We start from the raw sequence: 25909 nt of genomic DNA, 5'->3' as shown, positions 1-25909 counted from the left end.
AAAAAAGCGTGTATGCTTGCAATTGCTGCTATGCAAATAATTTTACTAGCCAGCCGTATTTACGCACAAAGCTGTTTTCACTTTTACCTGCCTGCAGCGTTGCACCAGCTATAAAAGCAGAGGCCAATCCCACCTTAGTCGCTGCAAAACGTTTAAAGCGGTACTTTATTGCTGCATTGTGCTGGCGCTTTAATGCGTGCTGTAAATCCATTTGTTTATTTAACGTGTCAACGTTCTCATTAGGTTCTTTAATTAGAAAATTAACGAGCATGGTTATTTCCTTAAAGATTTAAAAGTTGCTTAATACTTTTAATCGTTTTACTAAAACCAATTTTGTTGCTTAGGTAAACGGTATTTCGCCAAAGCCAAACTAAACAGATTATCTGCGCGAGTGCAGCCGTAGCAAAACTTAGCCAAACCGAGCCAAATAAATCGTATACACCGTAACCAATTGCACCTAGTAAGCCGGCCCACAACAAAATCAAACCACTGGCAAAGCACCCTAAAAATATAGTGATCAACGCCATTGATCGTAACGACAGCTTCCACTCAGCCTTTGCAAGTTGGTGGGTAAGCTTTCCTTGCGTTTTATAATCCTCCTTGAGCTGGTCAGAGTATTCAATGATCTTTGCTATATGATCCTGCCAATCGTCCTTTTGAGTAGGGTCTTCAGTCGTTTGATTTTGAGCATTACCGTCCGTGGTTGCAGTTGTTTGTGAGCTACTCATTATTTTTACTTACGACGAAATAATGACGTTACAAGCATACCAGCCGCAAAAGCAATACCTGCTGTCGCTAGTGGATTTTCTGAAGCAAAAGCACGCGTTTTAGCGCTGCACTCAGATAATTTTTCACGGGCAATAAGCTGTTTTTCACTTAGCGCTTCTGCAGAGCTTGAAGCACCTTTGCGAACGCTAGATTCAGCAATCGAAGCCTTGCTTGAAAGCGCATCTACCGCATCATGTGCCACAGAGGTTGCCTTTTCTGTAAGCGGAGCTTCACTTTCTTTTTGTTTAAGATCAGGTTTCATGTTTGTTTCAGTATTCGGTTTTGTATTTGTTGCAGTAGCCATAATCAATCCTTAATAAATAAAATAAAAAATTTAACTGGTGCTATAGCAGATGCAACGATCAAACCAACCATTAAAAATATTTTAACTGTTTGATTTAGTTGTTTTTATTGTTTTATGGTAGGGCGCGGTAGATTAAATTAAAAGCAGCATGAAGTAAGTATTGCTGCCGTGCTAAGTAAATTTTACATGGCTATAAACTATGGCCTGTTTACCTTTCGAAGTTTAATTTGCAGCAGTCTGTTTGGGATTTAGGCAAGGTAGAGCCTATGTAGTGTGGTTATTCCCCATAAATAGGCGATAACGACGTATAAATGTCAAACAGGCGCTGCCCGAAGGGTTCTGCCTAGGGCAATTTACTCTCTGTTACTCGGTTTTTACTTAGCCCACTAGGTTACAAACCTCACGCCGCGATTAAATGCCCCCTAGATTGAACAAATTATAATCCTTAAAGGTCAACAGGCCCTAGATTCATTTTTTTGTAATTATTCATTGATTATTCAGTAAGCAAATTATGTAAACCAAACGTTATTAGCAACGCTTTAAAAAAATTTTATCTACTACCTCCACTTTTTCCCACGTAATTCAATCGCTTTGCGTAAAGCCTTATTTTTTCTAGCTTAGCGAGACGTTAAAGCTGGTCAGCTTACTTGACAAAAAGGCTTGTCAAGCCCTAAACTGGAGCACTGTGGTAAAAAGTGGTTTTTAGTGGATCTAACTGGATCAAATTAATCGAAACGCGATTACACAATTTAAAAGTAGGCTTTTTATGTTTCGTGGCGCTAGTTCACTGAGCTTGGATGATAAAGGACGTTTTGCGGTACCGACTAAGTACCGAGACGCTTTGCTGTCTGAAGATCAAGGAACGGTAATATGTACCATTGCGCTAAACGAACCGTGTTTATGGTTGTATCCTCTTGCACAGTGGCAAGAAATAGAAAGCCGCTTGTCTAAAATCTCTAATATGAATCCACGTGCTCGCCGAATGCAACGTATGTTGTTAGGTAATGCCACAGAGTATCAACTTGATAAAAATGGTCGGATTTTGCTGGCGCCTTCATTGCGTAGCCACGCAGAACTTGGCAAAAAGATCATGCTAGTTGGTTTAATGAATAAATTTGAAATTTGGGATGAAGCGCGTTGGCACGAACAAATGCGCCAAGACACTGAGCTGGAAAGGCTTGGCGATTTTGAAGCAAACCAAGATTTAGATAATTTCACACTCTAACGGCACTAAAAAAGGCAAACACAAGCTAATGACTGCGCAATTTGAACACGTATCCGTATTAATGGACGAAACCATCGATGCTCTTGCAATTAAGCCAGACGGCATATACATGGATGGTACTTTTGGACGTGGCGGACACTCGGGTCAAATACTTGCTCGCCTTGGAGAACAAGGGCGTTTACAAGCCATTGATCAAGACCCTCAAGCGATAAAATCGGCTGAAAAATTTGCTGATGACAGTCGCTTTGCTATAGCTCACACCCGCTTTTCCAATTTATACGATGTTGCAGAGCAAAACGATCTGTTAGGTAAAGTTGATGGCATTTTGTTAGATATTGGTGTTTCTTCACCTCAACTTGATGACGCAGAGCGTGGCTTTAGCTTTATGAAAGACGGCCCCCTCGATATGCGTATGGACCCAACAAGTGGCCGCAGTGCAGCACAATGGCTGGCCGAAGCTGAACTTGAAGACATTACCCATGTAATTAAAACCTACGGTGAAGAAAAGTTTGGCAAGCGTATAGCCCATAAAGTACTAGAAGTTAGAGAACACACACCCATTACCACAACCAAACAGCTTGCCGATTTAGTCGATGAAGCGGTGCCTGTAAAAGATAAATTTAAACACCCAGCCACACGTACATTTCAGGCAATCAGAATTTACATAAACAGTGAACTGGAAGAAATTCAAACCGCATTGCAAGCCGCTGTAAAAGTTTTAAAGCCGGGTGGGCGTTTAGTGGTGATTTCGTTTCATTCACTTGAAGACAGAATTGTGAAGCAATTTATTAGAAAACAGAGTAAGGGAGAAGCGATACCCAGAGGTCTGCCTTTAACCGACGCACAAATAAATAAAAACCTGACGTTAAAAGCAGTGGGTAAAGCTATTAAACCAAGTGCTGAAGAAATTGAGCGTAATCCACGCTCTCGCAGCTCAGTACTTAGGATTGCACAGAGGCTTGGATGAACACTAAAGCGAATAATCGCCAACCCAATTTATTTTTAGAAATATTAAAAGGCCTAGGAGCTAATAAGCTAACCTCGGCCTTGTTGGTTGTGATATTCGCTTCAAGCCTTGCGGTCGTGCAGGTTACTCACTCTGCTCGTGCGCAGCTAATTAAACAAGATACGCTTTTACAAGAGCGTGATGAACTTGATTTAGAGTGGCGCTATTTACTTGTAGAAGAAGAGTTCTATTCGCAGCATGCGCGCATTGAAGAAGTGGCTACCACACAGCTTGAAATGAAGCGCCCTACCAGTCAGGACGAACAGGTAATAATAATACAATGAGAAATCGCGGCAAAAAGCAGGTCAATAACTTAATCACATGGCGTTTTATGCTGGTATGCACTGTGGTGTTTTTAGTGTTTGTAACACTGGTGTCGCGTGCTGCCTATTTACAAGTTATTGAGCCAGATAAAGCCCGTTCAGAAAGCGATAAACGCACCGTACGCGTTGAAAAACTGCATGTACAACGCGGAATGATCTTCGACCGTCAAGGTAAAGAGCTTGCTGTTAGTGTGCCAGTCGTTAGTGTGTATGCCGATCCTAAAGCATTGCATAAGTCGCTTGTTGCTAAAGTTATAAAACAGGCGCGCAAAAACGGTGAAGATCATAAAACCTTGGCTGAAAATGTAGCCGAGCTAGATAAACGAACTTCAGCATACTACGCAAATGATCTACGCTGGCGTGAGCTGGCAGATGTATTACGTATTGATCCTAACAAAATTAACTCGCGGTTATTAAACGATCCCACCCGTCGATTTGTGTATTTAAAGCGCCAAGTAACCCCTGCTGTTGCCAACTACATTAGCCAATTACGTTTACCTGGTATTCATTTATTAGATGAGTCTAAACGGTATTACCCGGCAGGAGAGGTAACAGCGCACATCATAGGTTTTACAAATATAGATGGAAAAGGCATAGAAGGTATTGAAAAGCTTTACGAAAATGCCTTAACGGGCGAAGAAGGTCGCCGTACTATTCGTAAAGATGCCCAAGGGCGCGAAGTTGAAGTACTTGATGAGCGTGAACGTGTAGAGCCAGAAAACATTCAGCTAAGTATCGATCAGCGCATTCAAGCGATTGCTTATAAAGCAGTTAAATCTGCCGTGCTCACGTATAAAGCGACCTCAGGGTCAGCCATGGTGGTTGATGTTAAAACTGGTGAAGTACTGGCCATGGTAAATAGCCCATCATTTAACCCTAATAACTTAAACGACGCACAACCTCATAAACGTCGTAATCGTGCAATTACCGATTTGTTTGAACCAGGTTCAACCGTTAAGCCACTAGCCATTTTAGCTGGGCTAGACTACGGCGCAATTAAAGCCGACGACACCATTGATACCTACCCAGGTTGGATGCGTTTAGGCGGCAGTTTAGTAAAAGATACCCGTAACCACGGTGAAATGACGCTTCGTGAAATTTTAAAGTACTCATCAAACATGGGCGTGGCTAAAGTAACGCAACAAGTACCTAAAGATTACTTAGTTGGTTTATATCAAAAAGTTGGGTTTGGTAGCGATACGGGCACAGGTATGGTTGGCGAAAGCAGCGGCTTATTTTACCCAAACCGCCGCTGGTCTGATTTTGAAATTGCCACGTTATCGTTTGGCTATGCTATTTCGGTAAGTACGGCGCAAATGGCCCGTTTTTACACCATGTTAGGTGCCGGTGGGATTAATCGCCCACTTACTATTTTAAAGCAAGATGGTGTGCCAGAAGGTGAACGTATTTTTAAACAAAAAGACGTAGAAGCCGTTGTTCACATGATGGAAAGCGTGTTTGAAAAAGACGGTACAGCGCGTAACGTTAAAGTAGATGGCTACCGTGCAGCAGGTAAAACTGGTACATCTAAAAAAGCAGTTGCTGGTGGTTACGGTGATGAATACGTAGGTTATTTTGCAGGTGTAGCGCCGGCAAGTAACCCACGCTTGGCTGTGGTAGTGATGATCAATGAGCCTGGCGGCGATGTGTACTATGGAGGTGCCACCGCAGGCCCTGCATTTGCAGAAATCGTCTCTAACGCATTAAGAATATTAAACGTAGCCCCTGATAAGGAAGAAGTGGCGTACGTAAAAGGTAAAGATAACGATGCGTGATTTAAAGGCTATTTTAAAATACATCGACATAGATGCACCTTCGCAGCTAGTTAAAAATTTACGCCTTGATAGCCGTGATGTAACACCAGGTGATGTATTTGTGGCGATAAAAGGCCATGCACTTGATGGCGGCCAGTTTATTGCCAAAGCAATCGAAAATGGTGCTATAGCCATTATTGCCGATAGACTGTGCGAATTTGACGTTGAATTTGAGCCTCTTTATTTAGTAACAGAGCTTGATAAAAAGCTCCCAGAGCTGGCAAGCCAATTTTATGAAAACCCAAGCCAGTCACTTGATTTAATTGGCGTAACGGGCACTAATGGTAAATCAACAACAACAGCCATGATGGCGCATTTAGCGCAGTTTTGTAGTACAGATTCGGCCATTATAGGCACATTAGGCTATGGCCACCCAGATACACTAACGCCACTTATTAATACCACGCCTTCGGCTGTTGATTTGCAGCACATATTGCATGACTTAAAGCAGCAGCATAAAAAGCTTGTCGCGATGGAGGTTTCATCGCACGGATTAGTGCAGCAGCGCGTGGCTCAATGCCAATTTAAAGCGGCGGTGTTTACTAATTTATCGCGTGATCACCTTGATTACCATGGTGATATGGCAAGTTATGGCGACGCTAAGCTAATGCTTTTTCGCGATTTTGACCCCGAACTTGTGGTACTAAATCAAGACGATGGGCAAGCAGAGCGATGGCTTGAAAAATACAGTTTTAATAACCTTATTTGTTATGGTCGGAAAAATTTAGCGCCGCAATATGCGCGTTATGTTTATTTTTCTGATGTGGAATACTCTAAAAATGGTATTTCGGCGCAATTGAGCACAAGTTGGGGTGACATTAGCGTAACATCGCCTCTATTTGGTGAGTTTAACTTATATAATTTAACGGCAGCACTGGCAACATTGCTAGGGCTCGGTTACCCGCTTGAGCAATTAGCTGCAGGATGCGCACATTTGCACCCTGTAGCAGGGCGTATGCAAGCGTTTAGCGAAGTGAATTTACCTACGTGCGTTGTTGATTACGCTCATACCCCCGATGCACTTGCATTGGCTTTACAGGCATTACAAAAGCATGTGCCTGGTGGGGTTAGCTGTGTTTTTGGCTGTGGCGGCGACAGAGATAAAGGCAAGCGTGCTTTAATGGCACAAGCAGCAGAGCAAAATGCAGATAAGGTGATTGTTACCAGCGACAACCCCCGTTCAGAAAACCCAGATGCTATTTTAGCAGATGTAGCTGCGGGCTTATCGCAGCCTGAAAAAGCCCATTTAGAGGCTGACAGAGCAAAAGCCATTCGCTATGCAATAGAAAATGCAAATGCGGATGACGTAATTTTAATTGCTGGCAAAGGCCACGAGGATTACCAAATTATTGGCGATCAACGTATCGACTTTTGCGATCGCAGTTATGTAAAAGAACAACTAAAAAAAGCAGTAAGAGGGATAACTCAATGATCCCGATGGATTTTGATTGGCTGGCAAATGTGCTAGCAACCGATTATCCAGGTGATAATCTCAATGTAGTAAATATTAATACCGATACCCGCAGTATTTGCGAAGGAGAGGTGTTTTTAGCGTTAAAAGGGCCTAATTTTGATGGCCATAAATTTATTGCTGATGCTAAACAAAAAGGCGCTATTGGCGTTATTGTGCAGCACAAAGTAGATATAGATATACCGCAGTTTGTTGTTAGCGATACCCGTATTGCATTAGGCAATATAGGTGCAGCAGTTATGGCGCAGGTTAATCCTAAAACCATTGCTATTACGGGCAGCGTAGGTAAAACAACGGTAAAAGAAATGTGCGCTGCGATTTTATCGGTGCATGGAGATGTGCTTGCTACAAGAGGTAATTTTAATAACGATATTGGCGTGCCACTTACGTTATTACGTTTAGAGCCACAGCACCGTTTTGCTGTTATAGAGCTTGGTGCCAACCACTTAGGCGAAATTGCTTATACAACCGCCATGGCAAAACCCGATGTAGCTGTGGTGTGTAATGTCGCCGCTGCGCATTTAGAAGGCTTTGGTAGCCTAATGGGCGTTGCTAAGGCAAAAGGTGAGATTTTTGATGGCCTAAAAGAGGATGGCGTTGCCATTGTTAACTGCGATAGCGAATTTAGCCAGTACTGGCTTGATAAATTAAAAGGGCGCACTGTTAAGTGTTTTTCAAGTACTGAAAAACTTGATATTTGGGCTGAAAATATCAGCCTAGACGAAAACGCTCGCGCGAGCTTTTTATTGTGTACACCAGATCAAAAAGTACCCGTAACGCTTGCTCTTCCAGGTAAGCACAACGTAAGCAATGCGCTTATTGCCGCGGCTTTAACCAGCGAGTTTGACGTATCGCTTGAAGAAATAGCCACAGCACTTGCCACCATGGGGGATGTAAAAGGACGTGTAAATTTAATAACAGTGAGTGACTCACTCACTGTTATTGATGACACCTATAACGCTAATGTTAAGTCGGTAAAAGCTGCCATTGATTTATTAAGTGATATTCAAGGGCACCGTATTTTCGCACTTGGCGATATGGGAGAGCTTGGTGAAGATGCCAGAACTTTCCATCAAGAAGTAGGTGAATACGCCAAACAGCAAGGTATAGATGAGCTGTATACGCTGGGTGTGTTAAGTAAATATGCAAGCGATGTGTTTGATAAGCCAAATCGTCATTTTTCTAATCGCGAAGAAATGCTCAAGCAAATTCAAACCAGTCTTAATAATACAAATAGTAAAACCACACTTGTGGTGAAAGGATCGCGCAGTTCTCGCATGGAATTATTAGTAACCGATTTAGTAAATGGCCAGCAACAAGCCATCAATGGAGTATCATAATGTTAGTTTGGCTGGCAGAGTATTTAACTCAATATTACAGTGGCTTTAATGTTTTTTCGTATTTAACCCTACGCGCCATTTTAGGTATATTAACAGCGTTAATGATGTCGCTTTATTTTGGTCCTAAGCTCATTCGCTCATTACAAAAAATGCAAATTGGCCAAGTAGTGCGTGATGATGGTCCAGAATCTCACTTATCTAAAAAAGGCACTCCTACAATGGGGGGCTTACTCATTTTAGGCGCCATATTTACCAGCACCTTATTATGGGCTGACCTATCGAATAAATACGTATGGGCAACTTTATTTGTAATTGGCTCATTAGGTTTAGTTGGCTTTATAGATGACTACCGCAAAGTAATACGCAAAGACCCTAAAGGACTAATTGCTAAATGGAAGTATTTTTGGCAATCGGTTATTGCTTTAGTGGTTGCAACTGCATTGTATACCACCAGTACACACGCATCAGAAACCTCATTGGTTGTGCCATTTTTTAAAGATGTATTGCCACAGTTAGGCTTGTTATACATTGTGATTACTTATTTTGCATTAGTGGGAACTTCAAACGCGGTAAACCTGACTGATGGCTTAGATGGCCTAGCGATTGTACCTACTATTTTAGTGGCTGCCGCACTGGCCATCATTGCTTATTTGACCGGTAATATTAATTTTTCGGCTTATTTACATATCCCGCATTTACCGCTTGCCAGTGAGCTTGTGGTTGTATGTACCGCTATTGTTGGCGCGGGCTTAGGCTTTTTATGGTTTAACACGTACCCAGCCCAGGTGTTTATGGGCGATGTAGGGTCTTTGGCACTTGGCGGCGCGCTAGGCATAATTGCAATTTTAGTACGCCAAGAATTACTGCTAATTATTATGGGCGGTGTGTTTGTAATGGAGGCCTTGTCGGTAATTTTACAGGTTGGCTCATATAAACTACGCGGACAGCGCATTTTTAGAATGGCGCCTATTCATCATCATTACGAGTTAAAAGGTTGGCCAGAGCCACGTGTTATTGTGCGCTTTTGGATTATTTCAATTGTGCTAGTGCTTGCTGGCCTTGCGACATTAAAGATTCGATAAATGCAGTATTTAAACGAGATAAAAAACAAACATATAACAGTGCTCGGACTCGGTGTAACCGGTCTGGGCATTGTACGTTTTTTATTATCTCATGGTTTTGCACCAAAGGTTGTTGATAGCCGTGTTGCGCCACCAGGTGTGGACTGGCTTAGCGAACACGCACCTGAGCTTGATACGCATTTTGGTGACTTAGGGAACGCTACACTTTGTAAAACCGACATGATCATCATAAGCCCTGGGCTTAGCTTAAAAATCCCCGCAATTGCTCAAGCAATAGAGTCTGGCGTTGAGGTCATTGGTGATGTTGAGCTGTTTGCTCGTATAAATACTAACCCCGTTGTTGCTGTCACAGGCTCTAATGGTAAATCAACCGTTGTTACGCTTGCGTATGAAGTGCTTAAAGCTGCAGGTTACAAAGTGGCATTAGGTGGCAATATTGGTACTGCGGTACTTGACTTATTAAACGATGATTTTGATGTTTATGTGCTGGAGCTTTCAAGTTTTCAGCTGGATACTTGCTCGAGCTTAAAACCAATAAGCGCAGCGGTATTAAATATATCTGAAGATCATTTAGATCGTTACGACAGTTACCAAGCCTATATCGACTCTAAATTAAGTATTTATAACAATGCTGAGCTTTTAGTAACAAACGCAGATGACATTCAAACGCAGCCTATTCGCCACTCTTTAGCGCCACAAATGAGTTTTGGCACCGACCAAGGTGATTATCGCTTAGCCCAACATAATAATAAGCTACACTTTATAGTAAAAGGTGAAGCGTTTTTACCTGTTAGCACGCTTTCGGTAGTTGGTAAGCACAATTACTTAAATACACTGGCGGTAATGGCGTTATTAAGCCCGTTTGATATTAGTAAAGATCAATATACTGCAGCGCTTGGCCAATTTAATGGTTTAGCGCACCGTTGTCAGTTTGTTGGTGAGCAAAATGGGGTCAAATATTTTAACGACTCTAAAGCTACCAATGTGGGTGCTACTATGGCAGCTATAGATAGTTTGGCCTCAGCTCATGAAAACCTAATTGTAATAGCCGGTGGTGATGCCAAAGGCGCTGATTTAAGTGCGTTAACGCCTTATATAAAAAATCATGTAAAAGCACTTGTTTGCTTTGGCAAAGATGCAGATAAACTTGCTGCACTGAGCAGTAAATCGCACTTAGTAAACACAATGCAAGAGGCGGTATCGCTGGCTAAAGTGCTCAGTAAGCGCGGCGATATTGTATTACTTGCGCCTGCCTGCGCCAGCATTGATATGTATAACAACTACATGCAACGCGGTGATGACTTTGTGCAATGCGTTAAGGAAGGGCTAATATGATTGCCTTTGCCGATTTAAAAGAAACGCTCACTCCAAAACCTTCAGCACAGCTTTATGACGTGCCACTGCTTTATTGCATGCTCATGCTTATAGGTGTGGGTTTTGTAATGGTGACCAGTGCCTCTATGCCTACAGCCGAAAGGCTGTTTGATAACTCATACCATATTACCATTCGCCACAGCCTGTTTTTAGCAATGGCATTTATTTTATTTTGGATTGCCGCCAGTGTCCCTATGGATTGGTGGAAGCGCTCAAACCCGTATTTGTTATTACTTGGCATGGTGCTGCTTATTGCAGTATTAATTATAGGCCGCGAAGTTAACGGCGCAAAACGTTGGATTCCCATTGGACCTGTTGGTTTTCAGGTGGCTGAGGCCGCCAAATTATACTTTTTCAGTTATATAGCTGGCTACTTGGTAAGAAAGCGTGAAGAAGTACAAGAAAATATTAAAGGCTTTGCAAAGCCTATTGCTGTATTTGCGGTGTATGCCTTACTCATTTTATTGCAGCCCGATTTAGGGACCGTAGTCGTTATGTTTGTAACAACAGTAGGGCTGTTATTTTTGGCCGGCGCGAAGCTGTGGCAGTTTTTTGTACTCATTTTAACGGGCATAGGGCTTGTTGTATTACTGATTATTGTAGAGCCATACAGAATGGCGCGAGTTGTAGGCTTTTTAGACCCTTGGGAAGACCCATTTGGAAAAGGGTATCAGTTAGTGCAGTCGCTTATGGCCTACAGCCAAGGGGGCTGGTTTGGCCAAGGGTTAGGTAACAGCGTTCAAAAGTTACAGTATTTACCCGAGGCTCATAACGACTTTATTTTTGCTGTTATAGGTGAAGAGCTAGGCCTTGTAGGTGTAGCAAGTATTTTATGTGTGTTGGCTGTGTTTGTATTTAGGGCGCTTTTAATAGGTCAGCAAGCGTTAAAGTGTGGCAAAGAATACGAAGGCTATTTTGCGTTTGCTATTGGCATTTGGTTTGCGTTTCAAACCATGGTTAATGTAGGCGCCAGTGCAGGGTTATTACCGACTAAAGGGTTAACCTTGCCGTTTATTTCGTATGGTGGTTCAAGTTTGTTAATAATGACGATTGCCACCGGTATTTTATTGCGTGTTGATTTTGAAACTAAAATGGCAACCAAACAAGCCACCTCACGCGGAGGTAAACGATGAGTAAAAAATTAGTAGTTGTGGCTGGTGGTACAGGTGGGCATATATTCCCTGGTATTGCTGTAGCCGATTATTTAAAAGAGCAAGGCTGGCAAGTAAGCTGGATAGGCACGCCAGACAGAATGGAAGCGGATGTTGTACCAAAGCATAACATTGAGATTGATTTTATTAATGTAAAAGGCGTTCGCGGTAATGGTTTAAAGCGTCTTATTAAAGCTCCATTCATGGTACTTAATGCAATATTGCAAGCGCGTAAGGTATTGAAATTTCAGCAACCAGATGTTGTGCTTGCTATGGGCGGCTATGTAACTGGACCAACGGGGATAGCGGCTAAAAGTTTAGGTATCCCACTGGTGATTCATGAGCAAAATGCAGTGGCAGGTATGAGCAACAAATGGTTGGCAAAATTTGCTAACAAAGTACTTGCTGCGTTTCCAAGTGCCTTTGCACCAGGGCAAGCTGAATTAGTCGGTAATCCAGTACGTGCAAGCGTTGCTAATGTCGCTAAACGTGATGTTTCAAGCCCTATAAATATTTTAGTGGTGGGGGGCTCGTTAGGCGCACAAGTGCTTAACCAAACACTGCCAGAGGCATTTAGTTTACTTGCTAAAACAGCGCCAATTAAAGTGTGGCACCAAACAGGTAAAGGCCATATTGAGAGCGTACAAAGCGCGTATGCGCAAAACAACATTGCAGATGAAGACCTAAAAGTTGCTGAATTTATAGATGATATGGACGCCGCCTACGCGTGGGCCGATATTGTTATTTGCCGTGCCGGTGCACTGACTGTTAGTGAAATCGCCGCCGCGGGTAAAATGGCTGTGTTTGTGCCGTTTCCACATGCGGTAGACGATCATCAAACCGCTAACGCAAAGTATTTAGTAACCGCAAGTGGCGCGCTTTTAATGCCTCAGCCCCAGTTTAATAAAGACTCGATAGTTGAGCTATTAACCCCGTATTTGGCAAAGCCTATATTAATTAAACAAATGGCCAGTAATGCTAAGCAGCAAGCCATTTTAGATGCCACAGCAAGCGTTGCCTCGCACTGTGAGCAAGTAACAAATAAGAGAAAATAAGTGAAAGATAAGTCAATACAAGAACAACAAACTCGACCTGCTATGCGTCGAATAGAGACCATCCATTTTATTGGTATTGGCGGTGCGGGTATGGGCGGCATTGCCGAAGTACTGGCTTGTGAAGGCTACCGTATTACAGGCTCAGATATAGCGCACAGCGCAATGACCGAACGTTTAATTAAAGCAGGTGCTGAAGTATTTATAGGCCATCACGAAAACAACGTAAAAGATGCCAACGTCGTTGTTGTTTCAAGTGCTATTGACGAAACAAACCCTGAAATTATTGCAGCAAAAGCGGCACGTATACCGGTAGTTCGCCGTGCAGAAATGCTTGCCGAATTAATGCGTTTTCGCCATGGCATTGCCATTGCGGGCACACATGGTAAAACCACAACAACGAGTTTAATTGCCAGCATTTATGCTCAAGCAGGACTTGATCCTACCTTTATTATTGGCGGCTTATTAAATAGCGCAGGCAGTAACGCAAAAGTAGGTAAGAGCGACTTTTTAATTGCTGAGGCAGATGAAAGCGATGCATCGTTTTTACATTTACAGCCAATGGTATCGGTGATCACCAATATTGAAGAAGATCACATGGAAACCTATGGCGGCAGCCTTGAGAAAATGAAAGACACTTATGTGGACTTTATTCATAACCTGCCATTTTATGGCTTAGCCGTTGTGTGTATAGACTCGCAGGTAGCCAGTGAGTTGATCCCACGTTTTGCTCGCCCTGTAATCACGTATGGCGAGTCAAAAGATGCCGACTACCGCATGAGCGATTTTAGTCAATCAGCAAGTACTTGTACTTTTACAGTGACTAATAAGAATGGCGATAGCCTAACAGCTACGCTTAACATGCCGGGTAAGCACAATGCACTTAATGCCACGGCGGCAATTGCAGTGGCTAAAGATCAAAACATTGCTAACCACGCAATTTTAGAGGCATTGCAAAAATTTGAAGGCATAGGACGTCGTTTTCAGCACTACGGTGAATTTGAAAATGAGCGCGGCAATGTCATGCTGGTGGATGACTACGGACATCACCCATCAGAAGTTGCAGCCACCATTGCAGCGGTACGCGAAGGCTGGCCAGAAAAACGCTTAGTTATGGTTTATCAACCACACCGATTTACCCGTACACGCGATTTATACGAAGACTTTGTAAAAGTATTGGCTGATGTCGATCAACTTTTATTACTAGATGTGTACAGTGCCGGTGAAGATCCTATTGTGGGCGCAGACAGTAAAAGCCTGTGCCGCAGCCTACGTCAACGCGGAAAAGAGCCTCTACACGTAGCAACGAGCGCAGAGCTTGCTGGTGTGCTGGCCGATAACTTACAAAATAACGACTTAGTTTTAACGCAAGGCGCTGGTAATATAGGACAATTGGTTAAAACATTAGCGGCAACAGGTATGTCGGTTGAAAAATTAAAGCAAGGTGAAGTATGACGCAGCAAAACGCGCAATTTGGTAAAGTAGCAGTACTGCTAGGGGGTAACTCAGCAGAGCGTGAAGTGTCACTACGTTCAGGGCAAGCAGTGCTTAATGCACTACAAAATGCTGGTGTTGATGCCATTGCTTTTGACCCGCAAAATCGTTCATTGTGGGAATTAAAAGAGTTAAACATAGATCGTGTCTTTATTGCATTGCATGGCCGTGGTGGCGAAGATGGAACAGTGCAAGGTGCGCTTGAATTTATGAACTTGCCATACACAGGCAGTAATGTATTGGGTTCAGCCTTAGCAATGGATAAAGTCCGTTGTAAGCATTTATTTAAATCTGCAGGACTAAGCACAGCGCCTTATGCAGTTGTTGATGCTAAAAAAGGCTTTGATGCAAAAGCCATTATGGATGAGTTTAAAAAAGTAATGGTGAAGCCATCACACGAAGGCTCAAGCATAGGTATGGCGCAAGCAAGTACCGCTCAAGAGCTTGAAGATGCACTAACACACGCCTTTAAGTTTGATAGCCAAGTGTTAGTGGAGCAGTGGATAACCGGACGCGAGTTTACAGTGACTGTATTAGGCGACGCAGTGCAACCTGTTATTGAAATGACGACCCCAAATGGCTTTTACGATTATCAAGCTAAGTATCAGTCAAACACAACGCAGTATCATTGCCCTGCCGATTTATCGGCGCAAGATACACAGTGTATACAAGCTATGTCATTAGAAGCGTTTGAGTTAGTAGGTGCAAGCGGCTGGGGCCGTGTAGATGCGATGCAAGATGAGCAGGGAAATTTTTATTTGTTAGAAGTAAATACAGTCCCTGGCATGACCGAAAAATCGCTGGTGCCCATGGCGGCAAAAGCAAACGGGGCAACATTTGAGCAATTAGTTATTCGCATTTTGGAGCAAACGCTTTAATATGCACACCCTTTTAGAAAAAGCTCAACAGTTAAAACAGCAACTTAACTTTAATTGGTCGCTAATTTTTGGTGTGAGCTTTTTTCTAGTAGTAGTGATAGGGCTGGTGCAAATAACGACCGGTGTATCTGATTGGCTAGTAGAGAACAAAGATGCACAAATAAAGCACTTAACGGTGCTAGGAAAGCCCAAATACACTGACGAAAAGGCCATAATAAAAGCAATAAAAAAGGCCGATTTAAGCAGTTTTTTTGAGCTAGATGTAAAACGCGTACAGCAACTAGTAAAAGATTTACCTTGGGTTGCAACCGTATCGGTTCGCAAGCAGTGGCCTGATACAATACAAGTGTACGTAGTTGAACACGAAGCCGTAGCCCATTGGAATAGCGATTTACTGCTAAACCAAAGTGGCGATGCTTTTGAAGCAAGCAGCGATAAACTTGCCAATGATTTACCGCAACTTTATGGCCCAGAGGGTAGCGAAAAAGAAGCGTGGATTGCTTTTAAGCAATTTGACGAAATGCTAAAGGTAAATGCGTTAACATTAAAAAGCTTGGCACTTTCGGAGCGTTTTTCGTGGCAGTTGTGGTTAGATAATGGTGTGCGCTTAAATTTAGGGCGCAAAGATAAAGCAAAGCGAGTACAGCGGTTTATAGATGTGTACCCGCGCATGGAAAAGCGTGCAGATGCACAAATAGATGCAATAGATTTACGCTATGATACCGGCCTTGCAGTTAGCTATAAGCCTGTGCAAGAACAGCAATTACAAAATAAGAGTAAGGCATGACTAAGTCAGCAGAAAGAAACCTAGTGATTGGATTAGACGTTGGTACCTCAAAAGTGGTGGCCACGGTAGGTGAAATCACCGCAGATAACAAGCTCAGCATTGTTGGTGTGGGCAGCCAAGTATCTCATGGTATGGATAAAGGCGGCGTAAACGATTTAAACTTAGTGTCTGAGTCGATTCGCCGAGCAATAGATGAAGCCGAATTAATGGCTGATTGTCGTATTAGCTCAGTGTACTTAGGGATCTCTGGCAAACACATACAATGTCAAAACGAAAGCGGCGTGGTTGCAATTAATAATACCGAAGTAACTGATGAAGACATTGAAAATGTAATTCATATAGCGCGCTCTGTGCCTATTTCGGCTGAGCGTAAAATGCTGCATGCATTACCGCAAGAATATAGCATTGATATGCAAGAGGGTATTAAAAACCCCCTTGGTATGAGCGGCGTGCGTATGGAAGCACGTGCACACATTATTACTTGTTCAAACGATATGGCTAAAAATATCGAAAAATGCGTAGAGCGCTGTGGCTTAGAGGTTGATCAGCTTATATTTACCGCACTCGCATCGTGTTATTCAGTATTAACTGATGATGAAAAAGAGCTTGGCGTAGCGGTGCTCGATATTGGTGGTGGTACAATGGATATCACTATTTATATTAACGGTGCATTGCGTCATTCTTCAGTGATTCCGGTGGCGGGCAATCAAGTAACCGGTGATATTGCAAAAATATTTCGTACACCTATATCACATGCTGAGTCACTCAAAGTACAATATGCATGCGCAAGTAGCCAAATGGCCAGTAACGAAGACACCATAGAAGTACCCAGTGTAGGCGGGCGACCAGCACGTTTAATGTCGCGTCATACTTTATCTGAAGTGGTAGAGCCTCGTTTTAGAGAATTATTTGAGCTAGCGATGGAAGAAATTCGTCGCTCAGGTTTAGAAGACCAAATTGCGGCAGGCCTCGTTATTACAGGCGGGACTGCTAAAATGACTGGCGCAATGGAAGTGGCTGAAGACATTTTCCAAATGCCAGTGAGAATAGGCAAACCAATCGGGATAGTTGGTTTGACAGACTACGTAGACGATCCTTCGTACGCAACCGCTGTAGGTTTGTTACAATACGGGCGCACTATGCAATCGATGAATGCACAAAAGTCGAAAGCAGAGGATAATAATAATTGGTGGAACCGCATTACTAAATGGTTCCAAGGTGAGTTTTAAAGTACTCAAGTCGGAGAGTAAACATGTTTGATATGATGGAACAACACAGCGAAGAAGCTGTAATTAAGGTAATTGGCGTGGGCGGTGGCGGCGGTAACGCTGTTGAGCACATGGTAAAACAACAAATAGAAGGTGTGCGCTTTATAGCCGCAAATACGGATGCACAAGCATTACGTAATTCCGCTGCCGATATTACCGTACAACTAGGCACGCAAATTACCTCAGGGTTAGGTGCAGGCGCAAACCCAGAAGTAGGTCGTGAGTCGGCTGAAGAAGATGCAGAAACCATTCGTGCCAGCCTTGAAGGCGCAGATATGGTATTTATTGCTGCCGGCATGGGCGGTGGTACAGGTACCGGTGCTGCACCTGTGGTTGCTAAAATTGCTAAAGATCTCGATATTTTAACGGTTGCTGTAGTAACGCGTCCTTTTGACTTTGAAGGTAAAAAACGCGCCGCAGCGGCTGAACAAGGCATTAACGAATTGTCAGAAATTGTAGACTCACTTATTACAATTCCGAACAATAAATTGCTTAAAGTTTTAGGCAAAGGGACTACACTGTTAGATGCCTTCGCTAAAGCAAACGATGTACTTTTTGGTGCGGTTCAAGGTATTGCGGAGCTAATTACACGTTCTGGTTTAATTAACGTGGATTTCGCCGACGTACGTACCGTAATGTCAGCAATGGGTACTGCCATGATGGGCACAGCTTCTGCATCAGGCCCAGATCGTGCTCAAGAAGCTGCAGAAGCGGCTATCTCAAGCCCATTACTAGAAGACGTTGATTTAACCGGTGCTAAAGGTATTTTGGTTAATATTACCGCGGGTATGGACATCGCGATTGAAGAATTTGAAATTGTGGGTAACCACGTTAAAGCGCTAGCGTCTGAAAATGCAACTGTGGTTGTGGGTGCAGTTATTGACCCTGAAATGAGCGACGAGTTACGTGTAACCGTGGTTGCTACAGGGCTAGGTGGCGATCGTCGTCCGCAGTTTGGTATTGTTGATAACGGCTTTAAAAAGGCATCAGGCTCTGATGTAGCAAGTTCATCAAACCAATCTAGCAGCATGTACGTACCAAGCTTTGCAAGCCAAGGCACAAGCACTGAAGAAACGACGCCAAGCACGCAAGTAGAAAGCAAAGAACAAGCGCCATCTACAAGCTCAAGCAACACGGCAAGTTCATCAGCGCAAAACAGTAAAAAAGCGGATAAATCAGAAGGCGGAGATTATTTTGATATTCCGGCTTTTTTACGTAAGCAGGCTGATTAACATTTACTAATGCTTTTGTTTGAAATATGTACAAATATTGAAAGGCAAAAGGATTTATGTTAAACTCCGCCGTCTAACTGTAATTGATTTAAAAGTGAGCGAACCTATGATTAAACAGCGTACGATTGCACAAGTAGTCAAAGCCATAGGAATTGGACTTCATAAAGGTGAGAAGGTCACAATAACTCTCCGACCTGCGAGCGCAAATACCGGGATTGTATTTCGTCGTGTGGACCTTGATCCGGTTGTTGATTTTGAAACAACACCTGAAGCCGTTGGTGATACGCAATTATGTACCTGTTTAATTAACAAAGATGGTGTTCGCTTATCAACGACTGAGCACTTAATTGCAGCGGTTGCTGCAATGGGTATTGATAATCTAATTGTTGAATTAGATAGCTCAGAAGTGCCGATTATGGATGGTAGTGCATTACCGTTCATTTATTTGTTACAAAAAGGCGGCATTGAAGAGCAAAATGTTGCGAAACGCTTTATTCGTATAAAAGAAAAAGTACGTATTGAAGAAGGCGATAAATGGGCCGAAGTAGAACCGTATGATGGTTTTCATATCGACTTTGAAATTGCCTTTGATCACCCGGCTATTAACGAAAGCCGTCAGCGCATTGGTTTAGATATTACTGCGCAAAGCTTTACTGAAGAAATTAGCCGTGCACGTACGTTTGGCTTTATGAAAGATATTGAATACATGCATGCTAATAACCTAGCACTGGGTGGCAGCATGGACAGCGCAGTAGTACTTGATGATTTTAAAGTACTAAACCCAAATGGTTTGCGCTACAGCGATGAATTTGTAAAACACAAAATATTAGACTGTGTGGGCGACATGTTTATGACAGGTCATAACCTACTAGGTAAAGTAACTGCTTATAAATCGGGTCACGATTTAAATAACAAGTTACTTCGCAAAATTATGGCAACTGAGTCAGCATGGGAGTGGGCAACATTTGAAACGCCTGTTACGATGCCTGCACCCGGCCTTGAATTAGCGACTGCCTAATTTAGTATTTTTTAAAAATACACGCTCACAAACAGTTATAAAAAATGACGCTAACAGCGTCATTTTTTTTGCTTTTAATTTAGCTAAATTTTAAGAATAGACTGCAATTGATCTAAGTTAGCTATTGTGTAAGTAGGAGTTATGCCTTCAGGTAACTGCTCGCCTGGGTGCTGTAGCCAACAGGTATCAATACCGGCATTATTGCCTCCCAAAATATCGCTAGAGGCAGTGTCGCCCACCATCAATATTTTGCTTTTATCTGGATTACCCATAAGCTTAAATGTGTGCTCAAAAATAGCCTTGTTAGGTTTAGCAATGCCTACTAGTTCAGAAATAACCAACCAATCAAACATCTCTTTTAAACCTGTGTGTTCTAAACGCACCGTTTGCAAGCGGGCAAAGCCGTTGGTTATGATACCTAATTTAGCATGTGGCTTTAGTTTATTTAACAGCGCTACGGCGCCGGGTAAAGGCTCGCAAATTTGCGCCATAGCATCTAAAAATGCATCGTTTAATTCTTTTGCTGGTACATTTAATTTTGCAGCCCATTCATTAAAGCGAGTTACTTGTAAGTAATCGGCGCTAATTTTTCCATCTTGATAATCTAACCACAGCTGCTTATTGGTTTTTTGATAATGGAGGTAATCGGCTTGGGTAAATTGTACATCGTACGTTTTAAACATGCGGGTCATACCCGCTAAAATATCAAATCTGAATAGTGTTTCGTCTGCATCAAACAGTACATAACTGTATTTCATTAATTTTCCTGATAAAGGCTAGGGTGTAAAAAAGGCGCCATAGCTAAGGTAAGCGCTTGGGTGTAGGTGCTTTGTCGGGTTGCATGATTATTTGTAAGTAGTCCTATTGCGCCGCCTTTTTGCTTAACATTATGGGTGTTAAATGCTTTATCCATCACATCGCCAAGCTCTTCACCTTTTAATAGCGCGTTATATAACACTTGCGGTAACGGCAGGTTACTGCTGCGTCCTATCGCTTGCTCAGAGCCATTACTAATAACAACATAGGCAAAGGTTGCAGCCCCATAGCTAAATTGCTCTGCACCGCCTTCCATTGCACAGTAGTAATCTGCTTGGTACATATTTTTGCAGTAAGTAACTCGGTTTTGTGCGCCTATACGGGTTTGCTCTTCGCCAATGGGTTGATCGGGAACATTTGAGGGAGCATCAACGCCTTGGCAATCAATTTCGTAACTAGGAAAGTACATTGCAAAAATATGTTTTGCAGCGTTAATTTTTACTGGGTTTTTAGAGCCCACAATAATTTTTAATGAGTGCGACACGTTTTCCCTCACTGTTAGCAAAAGCAGCAGTGTACGTCAGAAGTGTAAATCATAAAAGAGGGGCTAAATGGGTATATCTAATGGAGCAAGGTTTTCAAGCGCACGCTTTTTAACAATAATGTCTTTAATAAGCGGGGTAAGCACCAGCTCCATTGCTAAACCCATTTTACCGCCTGGCACCACAAGGGTATTTATACGCGACATAAAGCTGCCTTCAATCATTTGTAAATAATACGGAAAATCAACGTCATCAATTCCTCTAAAGCGAATAACTACAAAGCTTTCATCAAGTGAAGGGATATCTTTTGCGCTAAATGGGTTTGACGTATCAACCGTTGGCACACGTTGAAAGTTAATATGGGTGCGCGAAAACTGCGGTGTGATGTGGTTAATGTAGTCATCCATACTGCGTACAATTGAGTCCATTACTTTTTCGCGAGAGTGGCCGCGGTCTTGCGTATCGCGGATCAATTTTTGGATCCACTCAAGGTTAATAATTGGCACCATGCCTATAAGCAAGTCTACGTGCTTAGCCACATCGTGATCCTGATCAACCACGCCTCCGTGCAAACCTTCGTAAAACATTAAATCAGTGTTTGTTTCAAGATCTTGCCAAGGAGTAAATGTACCGGGTAATTGATTATAAGGCACGGCTTCATCAAAGGTGTGTAAATATCGGCGTAACTTGCCTTGGCCTGTTTCGCCATAGGTGCTAAATAAGGTTTCTAATGCGCCAAAGTCATTGGCTTCGCGGCCAAAGTAACTAATGTGCTTACCTTCTTGCTGTGCCTCGCGTATTTTTTTGTCCATTTCTGGGCGTGTGTAACGATGAAAGCTATCTCCTTCGATAAAAGCCGCATCAATATTAAGGCTACGAAAAATATGTTTAATTGCATTGGTGGTGGTTGTAGTACCCGCACCCGATGAACCGGTTATTGCAATGATAGGATGTTTAGCAGACATGTTTTTTCTCTTTTTTAGGACCAAGACAGTTATAAAGAGTTGACTGACTGAGGTCAAGTGACGCCATCGGCAAATAACGTTATCATGAGGTGCTTAAAATTAAAACGAGAGAAAGCATGAAACTTATTAAACCATGGCTTGGGCTAGCTTCTATAGCGGCGCTAAGCCTAGCGAATGCACAGGCTAGCATGCCAAAAAGCCAAATTTTGTTGGCCGATTTAAATACACCTTACGGTATGCAAGTAAGTATAGTGAGCGACAAAAACAGCTATAACAACCAACCTTATTTAACAAACCAAGGTATTTATTTTACGCACGAAGTTATTTCAAGCGAGCAAAGTCAAACCGATATTGCCTATTATGATTTAGTAACTAAACAAGTAAGCAACATAACAAATACGCCAGTGAGCGAATATTCGCCCACTGTTATGCCCTCAAAACAAAGTTTATCGGCCATTGTGGTAGAGCAAGATAGCAAACAAAAGCTGTGGCAATACCCACTCGATACTGAGCAAGCTCCGAGCCGTATTTTTGATTGGATTGAACCTGTTGGCTACCATGCATGGGGCACTCAAAGCGACTTAGTGATGTTTATTTTAGGTGAGCCACATACATTGCAATATACGTCGGTTGCTGCGGCAAAAGGCGAGGTGGTAGCAAGCAACATAGGTCGTACGCTTATTTATAACAGTAAAACCGCAACATTTTTATTTAGTTACACAAAAAATGATCAGCATATTTTAGCAAGTTTTAACCCCCAATCTAAACAGGTGGAAGATTTACTAAGATTGCCAGAGCAAGTACAAGACTTTGTTTTAAAAGATGCTAATACAGTGGCTTATGCGGTTAAAAACCGTGTATATATGCGTAGTTTAAGCGGCACCAATGAAGTTTCTCAATGGCTTAACTTAAGCCCGTATTGCGAGACAAACATAACAAGAATGAGTTATAAAAACGACAAACTTGCCTTTGTATGCGATGTAAAATAATTCGGACTTTGCGGCGCGTATAGGCTAATGTAATGCACTATTAAACATTAAAGGGAGCACCACGTGGCGTATAGTTCAGATGAGTTAACAGAGCAGCTCATTCAGTTAAAGTGCAGAAGTAACTTTAAAATTAAAAACATTGCTGAGTACATGTTAGCAAATTCTAAAGAAGCCATTTATACCCACAGCGAAGCGGGTAAAGGCAAAATAATTATTCGCCCAGCCTTTGAGGTGTTTAGCGATGACTTTGCAACAATTGATGAGGTAACACGAGTACAAGGTTATTTTCATAGTAGCGAGATGACGCGCTTTCCTACACGTATTCACAAAAGTGCGCAGCCGATTCACTATGGTGTGGCCTTTAAAATTAACTCAGCGCAAGCAGCAAAAGACTTTATTGCCAAGCTAACACAGATTATTAACGGGTAAATAAAAGCCGCTGAGTGGATAACTCAGCGGCTTTTTTAATTATGCATATTTACTGTTAATTAAGCTTATTTGCTTTTTAAAAAGTCATTAACTGATGCAAGCTCTCGCGCTTTAAGCGCAATACAGTCGTTAGTACTTTCTTCAAGCTTGCTTAAGGTACGCGCATAGCCCGGTGTTTCTTCAATTTTATCTTTAAAGAATGCTTGCGTGGTTGCTAAACTTTGTTGATCACAACGCGCGGTCGTAAAGTACGGTAAGTTAGGTACAAAAAACGGCGGTAAGCTTTGTGTTACCTTGTCGTAATTGTTGTATATCCACTCAATAAATAGTGCTTGGCGTGACTCGCTATAACTTTGACCTGCTAAAATAGTACGCATGTCAGATGCCGTTACGTCGTCAGTGAGGGTATACGCTAACACTTGCTTTTGTAACTGCGGCTTGCCCATAAAACCCATTGCTGCCAACATGTTTGTGCGTACTTGTGGATCTTTAGTGGTTTTAAAGGTTGCCATAAATTGTTCAAGTAAGGCTTTATCCCCATTATAGGCGGCAAGTTTTAAGTAGGTAGCTGCTAAATACGGATCCACTTTTTGCGGATCGTTTAAGTACACTTGCGTTTGCTCTTTTGCTTTGCTGATCACGCGTTGATCTTCGCCATCAAAACCAAGTAAGGACACAACACCTGCACGTAGTTGTGATACAGCACCGTCTTCGCCAGCTTGTGCTTCAAGTGAATATTTTTTAGCTGCAGGCATTACTGCACTGCGAATAAACTCAGGCCATAACGCTTCGTTGCTTTCATCTTTAAAGGTATTTTTTTGCGATACTAAATAGCCCAGCGCTGTATTAGCAACACGAGGGTGATCATCGCTTACAAATACTTCTAGAGTTTGCATTAGTTTAGCGGCCGATATTACACCTGCATCAAGCAGTGCATCAGTGGCAGAAAGCAGCGCTAAACGCTCACGATCATTCAGTGCTTGCGGCGCATGTTTTATCAGTGAGTCAAATTGCGCATCGTCCATTACCCAGCGGTAATAACCTAGTGCGCCTTCATCGGGGTAAATCCACTCTGGCTCAAAATCAAGCGTCAAAGTTTGGCTTTGCTTATTAAGTAAAATACTGGCTGTTTTTACTTTATCGCCAGCGCCATATTTTATCCCAACAGGGACATTCCAAAGCTGTGCAGGAGCATCTACACCGGCATTAGCAAAGCGACTTTGCGATACAGTAATTTTTTTACCGTCTTGTTTTACATTTACAAGCGGAAAAGAAGACTGTTCAATAAATGATTTTAAAACACTGGCAACATCTTTATTAGACGCTTTACCAAGTGCTTCCCATAAATCGGCTGCTTCGGCGTTTTTATATGAGAATTTTTTTAGATAACTTTGAATCCCTTTTTGGAATGCCTCTTCACCAATCCAGTTTTCAACCATAGCAAGCACCGCGCTACCTTTACTGTAGGCAAGCCCTAAACCATCCATAATATCGGCTTCGGTTTTAATCGGTTTACGAATAGGCTTAGTGCTTAAGCGAGCATCTAATGCCATTACGTTGTTTTGTGGTAAATCAAGGTGAGATTCAAATTCAGGATTAAGCTGTTTAGTAATTTTTGCCGCCATCCAGCTAGCAAATGCTTCGTTTAACCATAAGTCGTTCCACCATTTCATGGTCACTAAGTTACCGTACCATTGGTGAGCCAGCTCGTGCGCAATAATCGACACATTACGCTGTTTTTTACTGCGTGTAGCGGCTGCTAAATCAACCAGTAATATATCTTCGCGGTAGGTGACTAGGCCTGAGTTTTCCATTGCACCAAAAGGAAACTCGGGTACGGCTACCGAGTCGAGCTTTTTATAAATATAAGGAATACCAAAATACGCCTCAAGTGCAGCAAGTACTTTGGGCATGTTCTCTTTTGCGTAATCAGCTAAATGAATTTTACCCTGCGGGGTAATAACACGCCCTGGAATTGGCATGTCTTTTATTTCAAGCTCTTCAAAAGGGCCCACGGCCATAGCCACTAAATAAGAAGGAATAGGGGGCGTTTTATCAAAGTAATGTGTTGTCATATCGCCATTGACTGTGGTTTTAAGCTCTGGCGTATTGGCATAAACCTTTTGAGACGTTGGCGCTGTAATCGTTAATTGAAACGGTATTTTATAACTTGGTTCATCAAATACCGGAAAGGCTCGGCGCGCATCATTCATTTCAAACTGAGTAAATAAATAAGGTGTGCCCTGATCAATTGTTTTGTATAAGCCCACACTTTGGCGATTATACGGCGCCGAAAAATCTATTTTAAGGGTGTACTTACCCGGTTGAATTTTCTCATCACAGCTAAATTTTACTTTTTCTGTTTTTAGCATTTCGTTGTTTAAGTCGCAGTTTTCATTGCCTAATAACTGCGCCATTTTAACAGCGTAAGCCACGCCGTTAAGTTCAATGTAATGAGTGGGTTTTAACACTTCTAGGGCTATTTCTGTCATCCCTGTAAAGGTGTCTTGGCTTGGGTCGAGTGTTAACGACACCTTTTGTGAACTTGGTTTAGCAAGCTTTTCGATAACGAACTCGTTAGCGTTGGCAGTAGTCATTGCTAAAGCAACGCTTACTGTTAATAGGCTTTTTAAAAACATAG

The 25909-nt window shown here is 42.4% G+C and carries 25 protein-coding genes; 18 read left to right on the top strand and 7 right to left on the bottom strand.

From position 1 onward, the window contains the following. Positions 1-28: 28 nt before the first annotated feature. The 3 genes from AN389_RS05505 to AN389_RS05495 are packed head-to-tail and all read right to left on the bottom strand — an operon-like array spanning position 29 to position 1072. Positions 29-271 (bottom strand): hypothetical protein, encoded by a 243-nt coding sequence (locus tag AN389_RS05505; protein WP_055019423.1) that lies wholly within the window; start codon positions 269-271, stop codon positions 29-31. Positions 272-281: 10 nt separating this feature from the next. Then, positions 282-728, bottom strand: a complete 447-nt coding sequence (locus AN389_RS05500) for a hypothetical protein (protein ID WP_055014179.1) — start codon at positions 726-728, stop codon at positions 282-284. A 5-nt stretch (positions 729-733) separates the two neighbouring features. Continuing rightward, on the bottom strand, positions 734-1072 hold the full coding sequence (locus tag AN389_RS05495; protein WP_082422669.1) for a DUF883 domain-containing protein: 339 nt from the start codon (positions 1070-1072) through the stop codon (positions 734-736). Positions 1073-1838: 766 nt separating this feature from the next. Between AN389_RS05495 and mraZ the strand changes: the two genes are divergently transcribed. The 16 genes from mraZ to lpxC all read left to right on the top strand — a co-directional run bounded on the left by mraZ (position 1839) and on the right by lpxC (position 19587). Further along, a complete protein-coding gene (gene mraZ / locus AN389_RS05490) occupies positions 1839-2297 on the top strand; it encodes a division/cell wall cluster transcriptional repressor MraZ (protein WP_004589407.1) in 459 nt (152 codons plus the stop codon). Between the two features lie 28 nt (positions 2298-2325). Next, entirely contained in the window at positions 2326-3264 is a 939-nt protein-coding gene (gene rsmH, locus AN389_RS05485; protein WP_055014178.1) for a 16S rRNA (cytosine(1402)-N(4))-methyltransferase RsmH, read from the top strand. Next, the gene (gene ftsL / locus AN389_RS05480) at positions 3261-3587 is read left to right on the top strand and encodes a cell division protein FtsL (RefSeq protein ID WP_055014177.1); all 327 of its coding nucleotides are present in this window, start codon (positions 3261-3263) and stop codon (positions 3585-3587) included. The genes rsmH and ftsL overlap by 4 nt, the downstream gene beginning before the upstream one ends. Then, complete coding sequence (locus AN389_RS05475) at positions 3584-5401, top strand: penicillin-binding transpeptidase domain-containing protein (RefSeq protein ID WP_055019422.1); 1818 nt, start codon at positions 3584-3586, stop codon at positions 5399-5401. Before ftsL ends, AN389_RS05475 begins: the two co-directional genes overlap by 4 nt. Beyond that, the gene (gene murE, locus AN389_RS05470; protein ID WP_055019421.1) at positions 5394-6872 is read left to right on the top strand and encodes a UDP-N-acetylmuramoyl-L-alanyl-D-glutamate--2,6-diaminopimelate ligase; all 1479 of its coding nucleotides are present in this window, start codon (positions 5394-5396) and stop codon (positions 6870-6872) included. Before AN389_RS05475 ends, murE begins: the two co-directional genes overlap by 8 nt. Continuing rightward, positions 6869-8251 (top strand): UDP-N-acetylmuramoyl-tripeptide--D-alanyl-D-alanine ligase, encoded by a 1383-nt coding sequence (gene murF / locus AN389_RS05465; RefSeq protein ID WP_055019420.1) that lies wholly within the window; start codon positions 6869-6871, stop codon positions 8249-8251. Before murE ends, murF begins: the two co-directional genes overlap by 4 nt. After that, the gene (gene mraY, locus AN389_RS05460; protein ID WP_055014173.1) at positions 8251-9333 is read left to right on the top strand and encodes a phospho-N-acetylmuramoyl-pentapeptide-transferase; all 1083 of its coding nucleotides are present in this window, start codon (positions 8251-8253) and stop codon (positions 9331-9333) included. The genes murF and mraY overlap by 1 nt, the downstream gene beginning before the upstream one ends. Further along, positions 9334-10668 (top strand): UDP-N-acetylmuramoyl-L-alanine--D-glutamate ligase, encoded by a 1335-nt coding sequence (murD, locus tag AN389_RS05455; RefSeq protein WP_055019419.1) that lies wholly within the window; start codon positions 9334-9336, stop codon positions 10666-10668. Beyond that, positions 10665-11840: a cell division protein FtsW gene (gene ftsW / locus AN389_RS05450; RefSeq protein ID WP_055014171.1), complete on the top strand. Its 1176-nt coding sequence runs from the start codon at positions 10665-10667 to the stop codon at positions 11838-11840. The genes murD and ftsW overlap by 4 nt, the downstream gene beginning before the upstream one ends. Then, on the top strand, positions 11837-12913 hold the full coding sequence (gene murG / locus AN389_RS05445) for an undecaprenyldiphospho-muramoylpentapeptide beta-N-acetylglucosaminyltransferase (RefSeq protein WP_055014170.1): 1077 nt from the start codon (positions 11837-11839) through the stop codon (positions 12911-12913). The genes ftsW and murG overlap by 4 nt, the downstream gene beginning before the upstream one ends. Positions 12914-12955: 42 nt before the next feature. After that, positions 12956-14365 (top strand): UDP-N-acetylmuramate--L-alanine ligase, encoded by a 1410-nt coding sequence (murC, locus tag AN389_RS05440; RefSeq protein WP_055014276.1) that lies wholly within the window; start codon positions 12956-12958, stop codon positions 14363-14365. After that, on the top strand, positions 14362-15282 hold the full coding sequence (locus AN389_RS05435; protein WP_055014169.1) for a D-alanine--D-alanine ligase: 921 nt from the start codon (positions 14362-14364) through the stop codon (positions 15280-15282). The genes murC and AN389_RS05435 overlap by 4 nt, the downstream gene beginning before the upstream one ends. Position 15283: 1 nt before the next feature. Beyond that, the gene (locus tag AN389_RS05430; protein WP_055014168.1) at positions 15284-16069 is read left to right on the top strand and encodes a cell division protein FtsQ/DivIB; all 786 of its coding nucleotides are present in this window, start codon (positions 15284-15286) and stop codon (positions 16067-16069) included. Beyond that, positions 16066-17298, top strand: a complete 1233-nt coding sequence (gene ftsA, locus AN389_RS05425; protein WP_004589420.1) for a cell division protein FtsA — start codon at positions 16066-16068, stop codon at positions 17296-17298. Before AN389_RS05430 ends, ftsA begins: the two co-directional genes overlap by 4 nt. 23 nt (positions 17299-17321) lie before the next feature. Beyond that, the gene (gene ftsZ, locus AN389_RS05420; protein WP_055019418.1) at positions 17322-18569 is read left to right on the top strand and encodes a cell division protein FtsZ; all 1248 of its coding nucleotides are present in this window, start codon (positions 17322-17324) and stop codon (positions 18567-18569) included. A gap of 106 nt (positions 18570-18675) precedes the next feature. Further along, positions 18676-19587: a UDP-3-O-acyl-N-acetylglucosamine deacetylase gene (gene lpxC / locus AN389_RS05415; protein WP_004589422.1), complete on the top strand. Its 912-nt coding sequence runs from the start codon at positions 18676-18678 to the stop codon at positions 19585-19587. A gap of 83 nt (positions 19588-19670) precedes the next feature. Here lpxC and yjjG read toward each other — a convergent pair whose 3' ends face one another. The 3 genes from yjjG to AN389_RS05400 all read right to left on the bottom strand — a co-directional run bounded on the left by yjjG (position 19671) and on the right by AN389_RS05400 (position 21850). Further along, positions 19671-20345, bottom strand: coding sequence for a pyrimidine 5'-nucleotidase (gene yjjG / locus AN389_RS05410; RefSeq protein WP_055019417.1), 675 nt, complete (start codon positions 20343-20345; stop codon positions 19671-19673). Next, positions 20345-20887 carry an inosine/xanthosine triphosphatase gene (gene yjjX, locus AN389_RS05405; protein ID WP_055019416.1) on the bottom strand — a complete coding sequence of 181 codons (543 nt, stop codon included), beginning with the start codon at positions 20885-20887 and terminating at the stop codon, positions 20345-20347. Before yjjX ends, yjjG begins: the two co-directional genes overlap by 1 nt. A gap of 63 nt (positions 20888-20950) precedes the next feature. After that, complete coding sequence (locus tag AN389_RS05400) at positions 20951-21850, bottom strand: phosphoribulokinase (protein ID WP_055017496.1); 900 nt, start codon at positions 21848-21850, stop codon at positions 20951-20953. A gap of 116 nt (positions 21851-21966) precedes the next feature. Here AN389_RS05400 and AN389_RS05395 point away from each other — a divergent pair, with 116 nt between their 5' ends. Beyond that, complete coding sequence (locus AN389_RS05395; protein WP_055019415.1) at positions 21967-22839, top strand: hypothetical protein; 873 nt, start codon at positions 21967-21969, stop codon at positions 22837-22839. Between the two features lie 63 nt (positions 22840-22902). Further along, positions 22903-23268 carry a hypothetical protein gene (locus AN389_RS05390; protein WP_055019414.1) on the top strand — a complete coding sequence of 122 codons (366 nt, stop codon included), beginning with the start codon at positions 22903-22905 and terminating at the stop codon, positions 23266-23268. Positions 23269-23333: 65 nt separating this feature from the next. On the opposite strand, the gene AN389_RS05385 is transcribed toward AN389_RS05390, so the two are convergent. Next, positions 23334-25907, bottom strand: a complete 2574-nt coding sequence (locus AN389_RS05385; RefSeq protein WP_055019413.1) for a M1 family metallopeptidase — start codon at positions 25905-25907, stop codon at positions 23334-23336. Positions 25908-25909: the final 2 nt, after the last annotated feature.

The sequence above is a fragment of the Pseudoalteromonas sp. P1-7a genome, from assembly GCF_001401855.1.
GTDB lineage: Bacteria > Pseudomonadota > Gammaproteobacteria > Enterobacterales > Alteromonadaceae > Pseudoalteromonas.
Note: the sequence above shows the minus strand (reverse complement) of the source record. Positions and strands in the feature narration are given on the sequence as shown.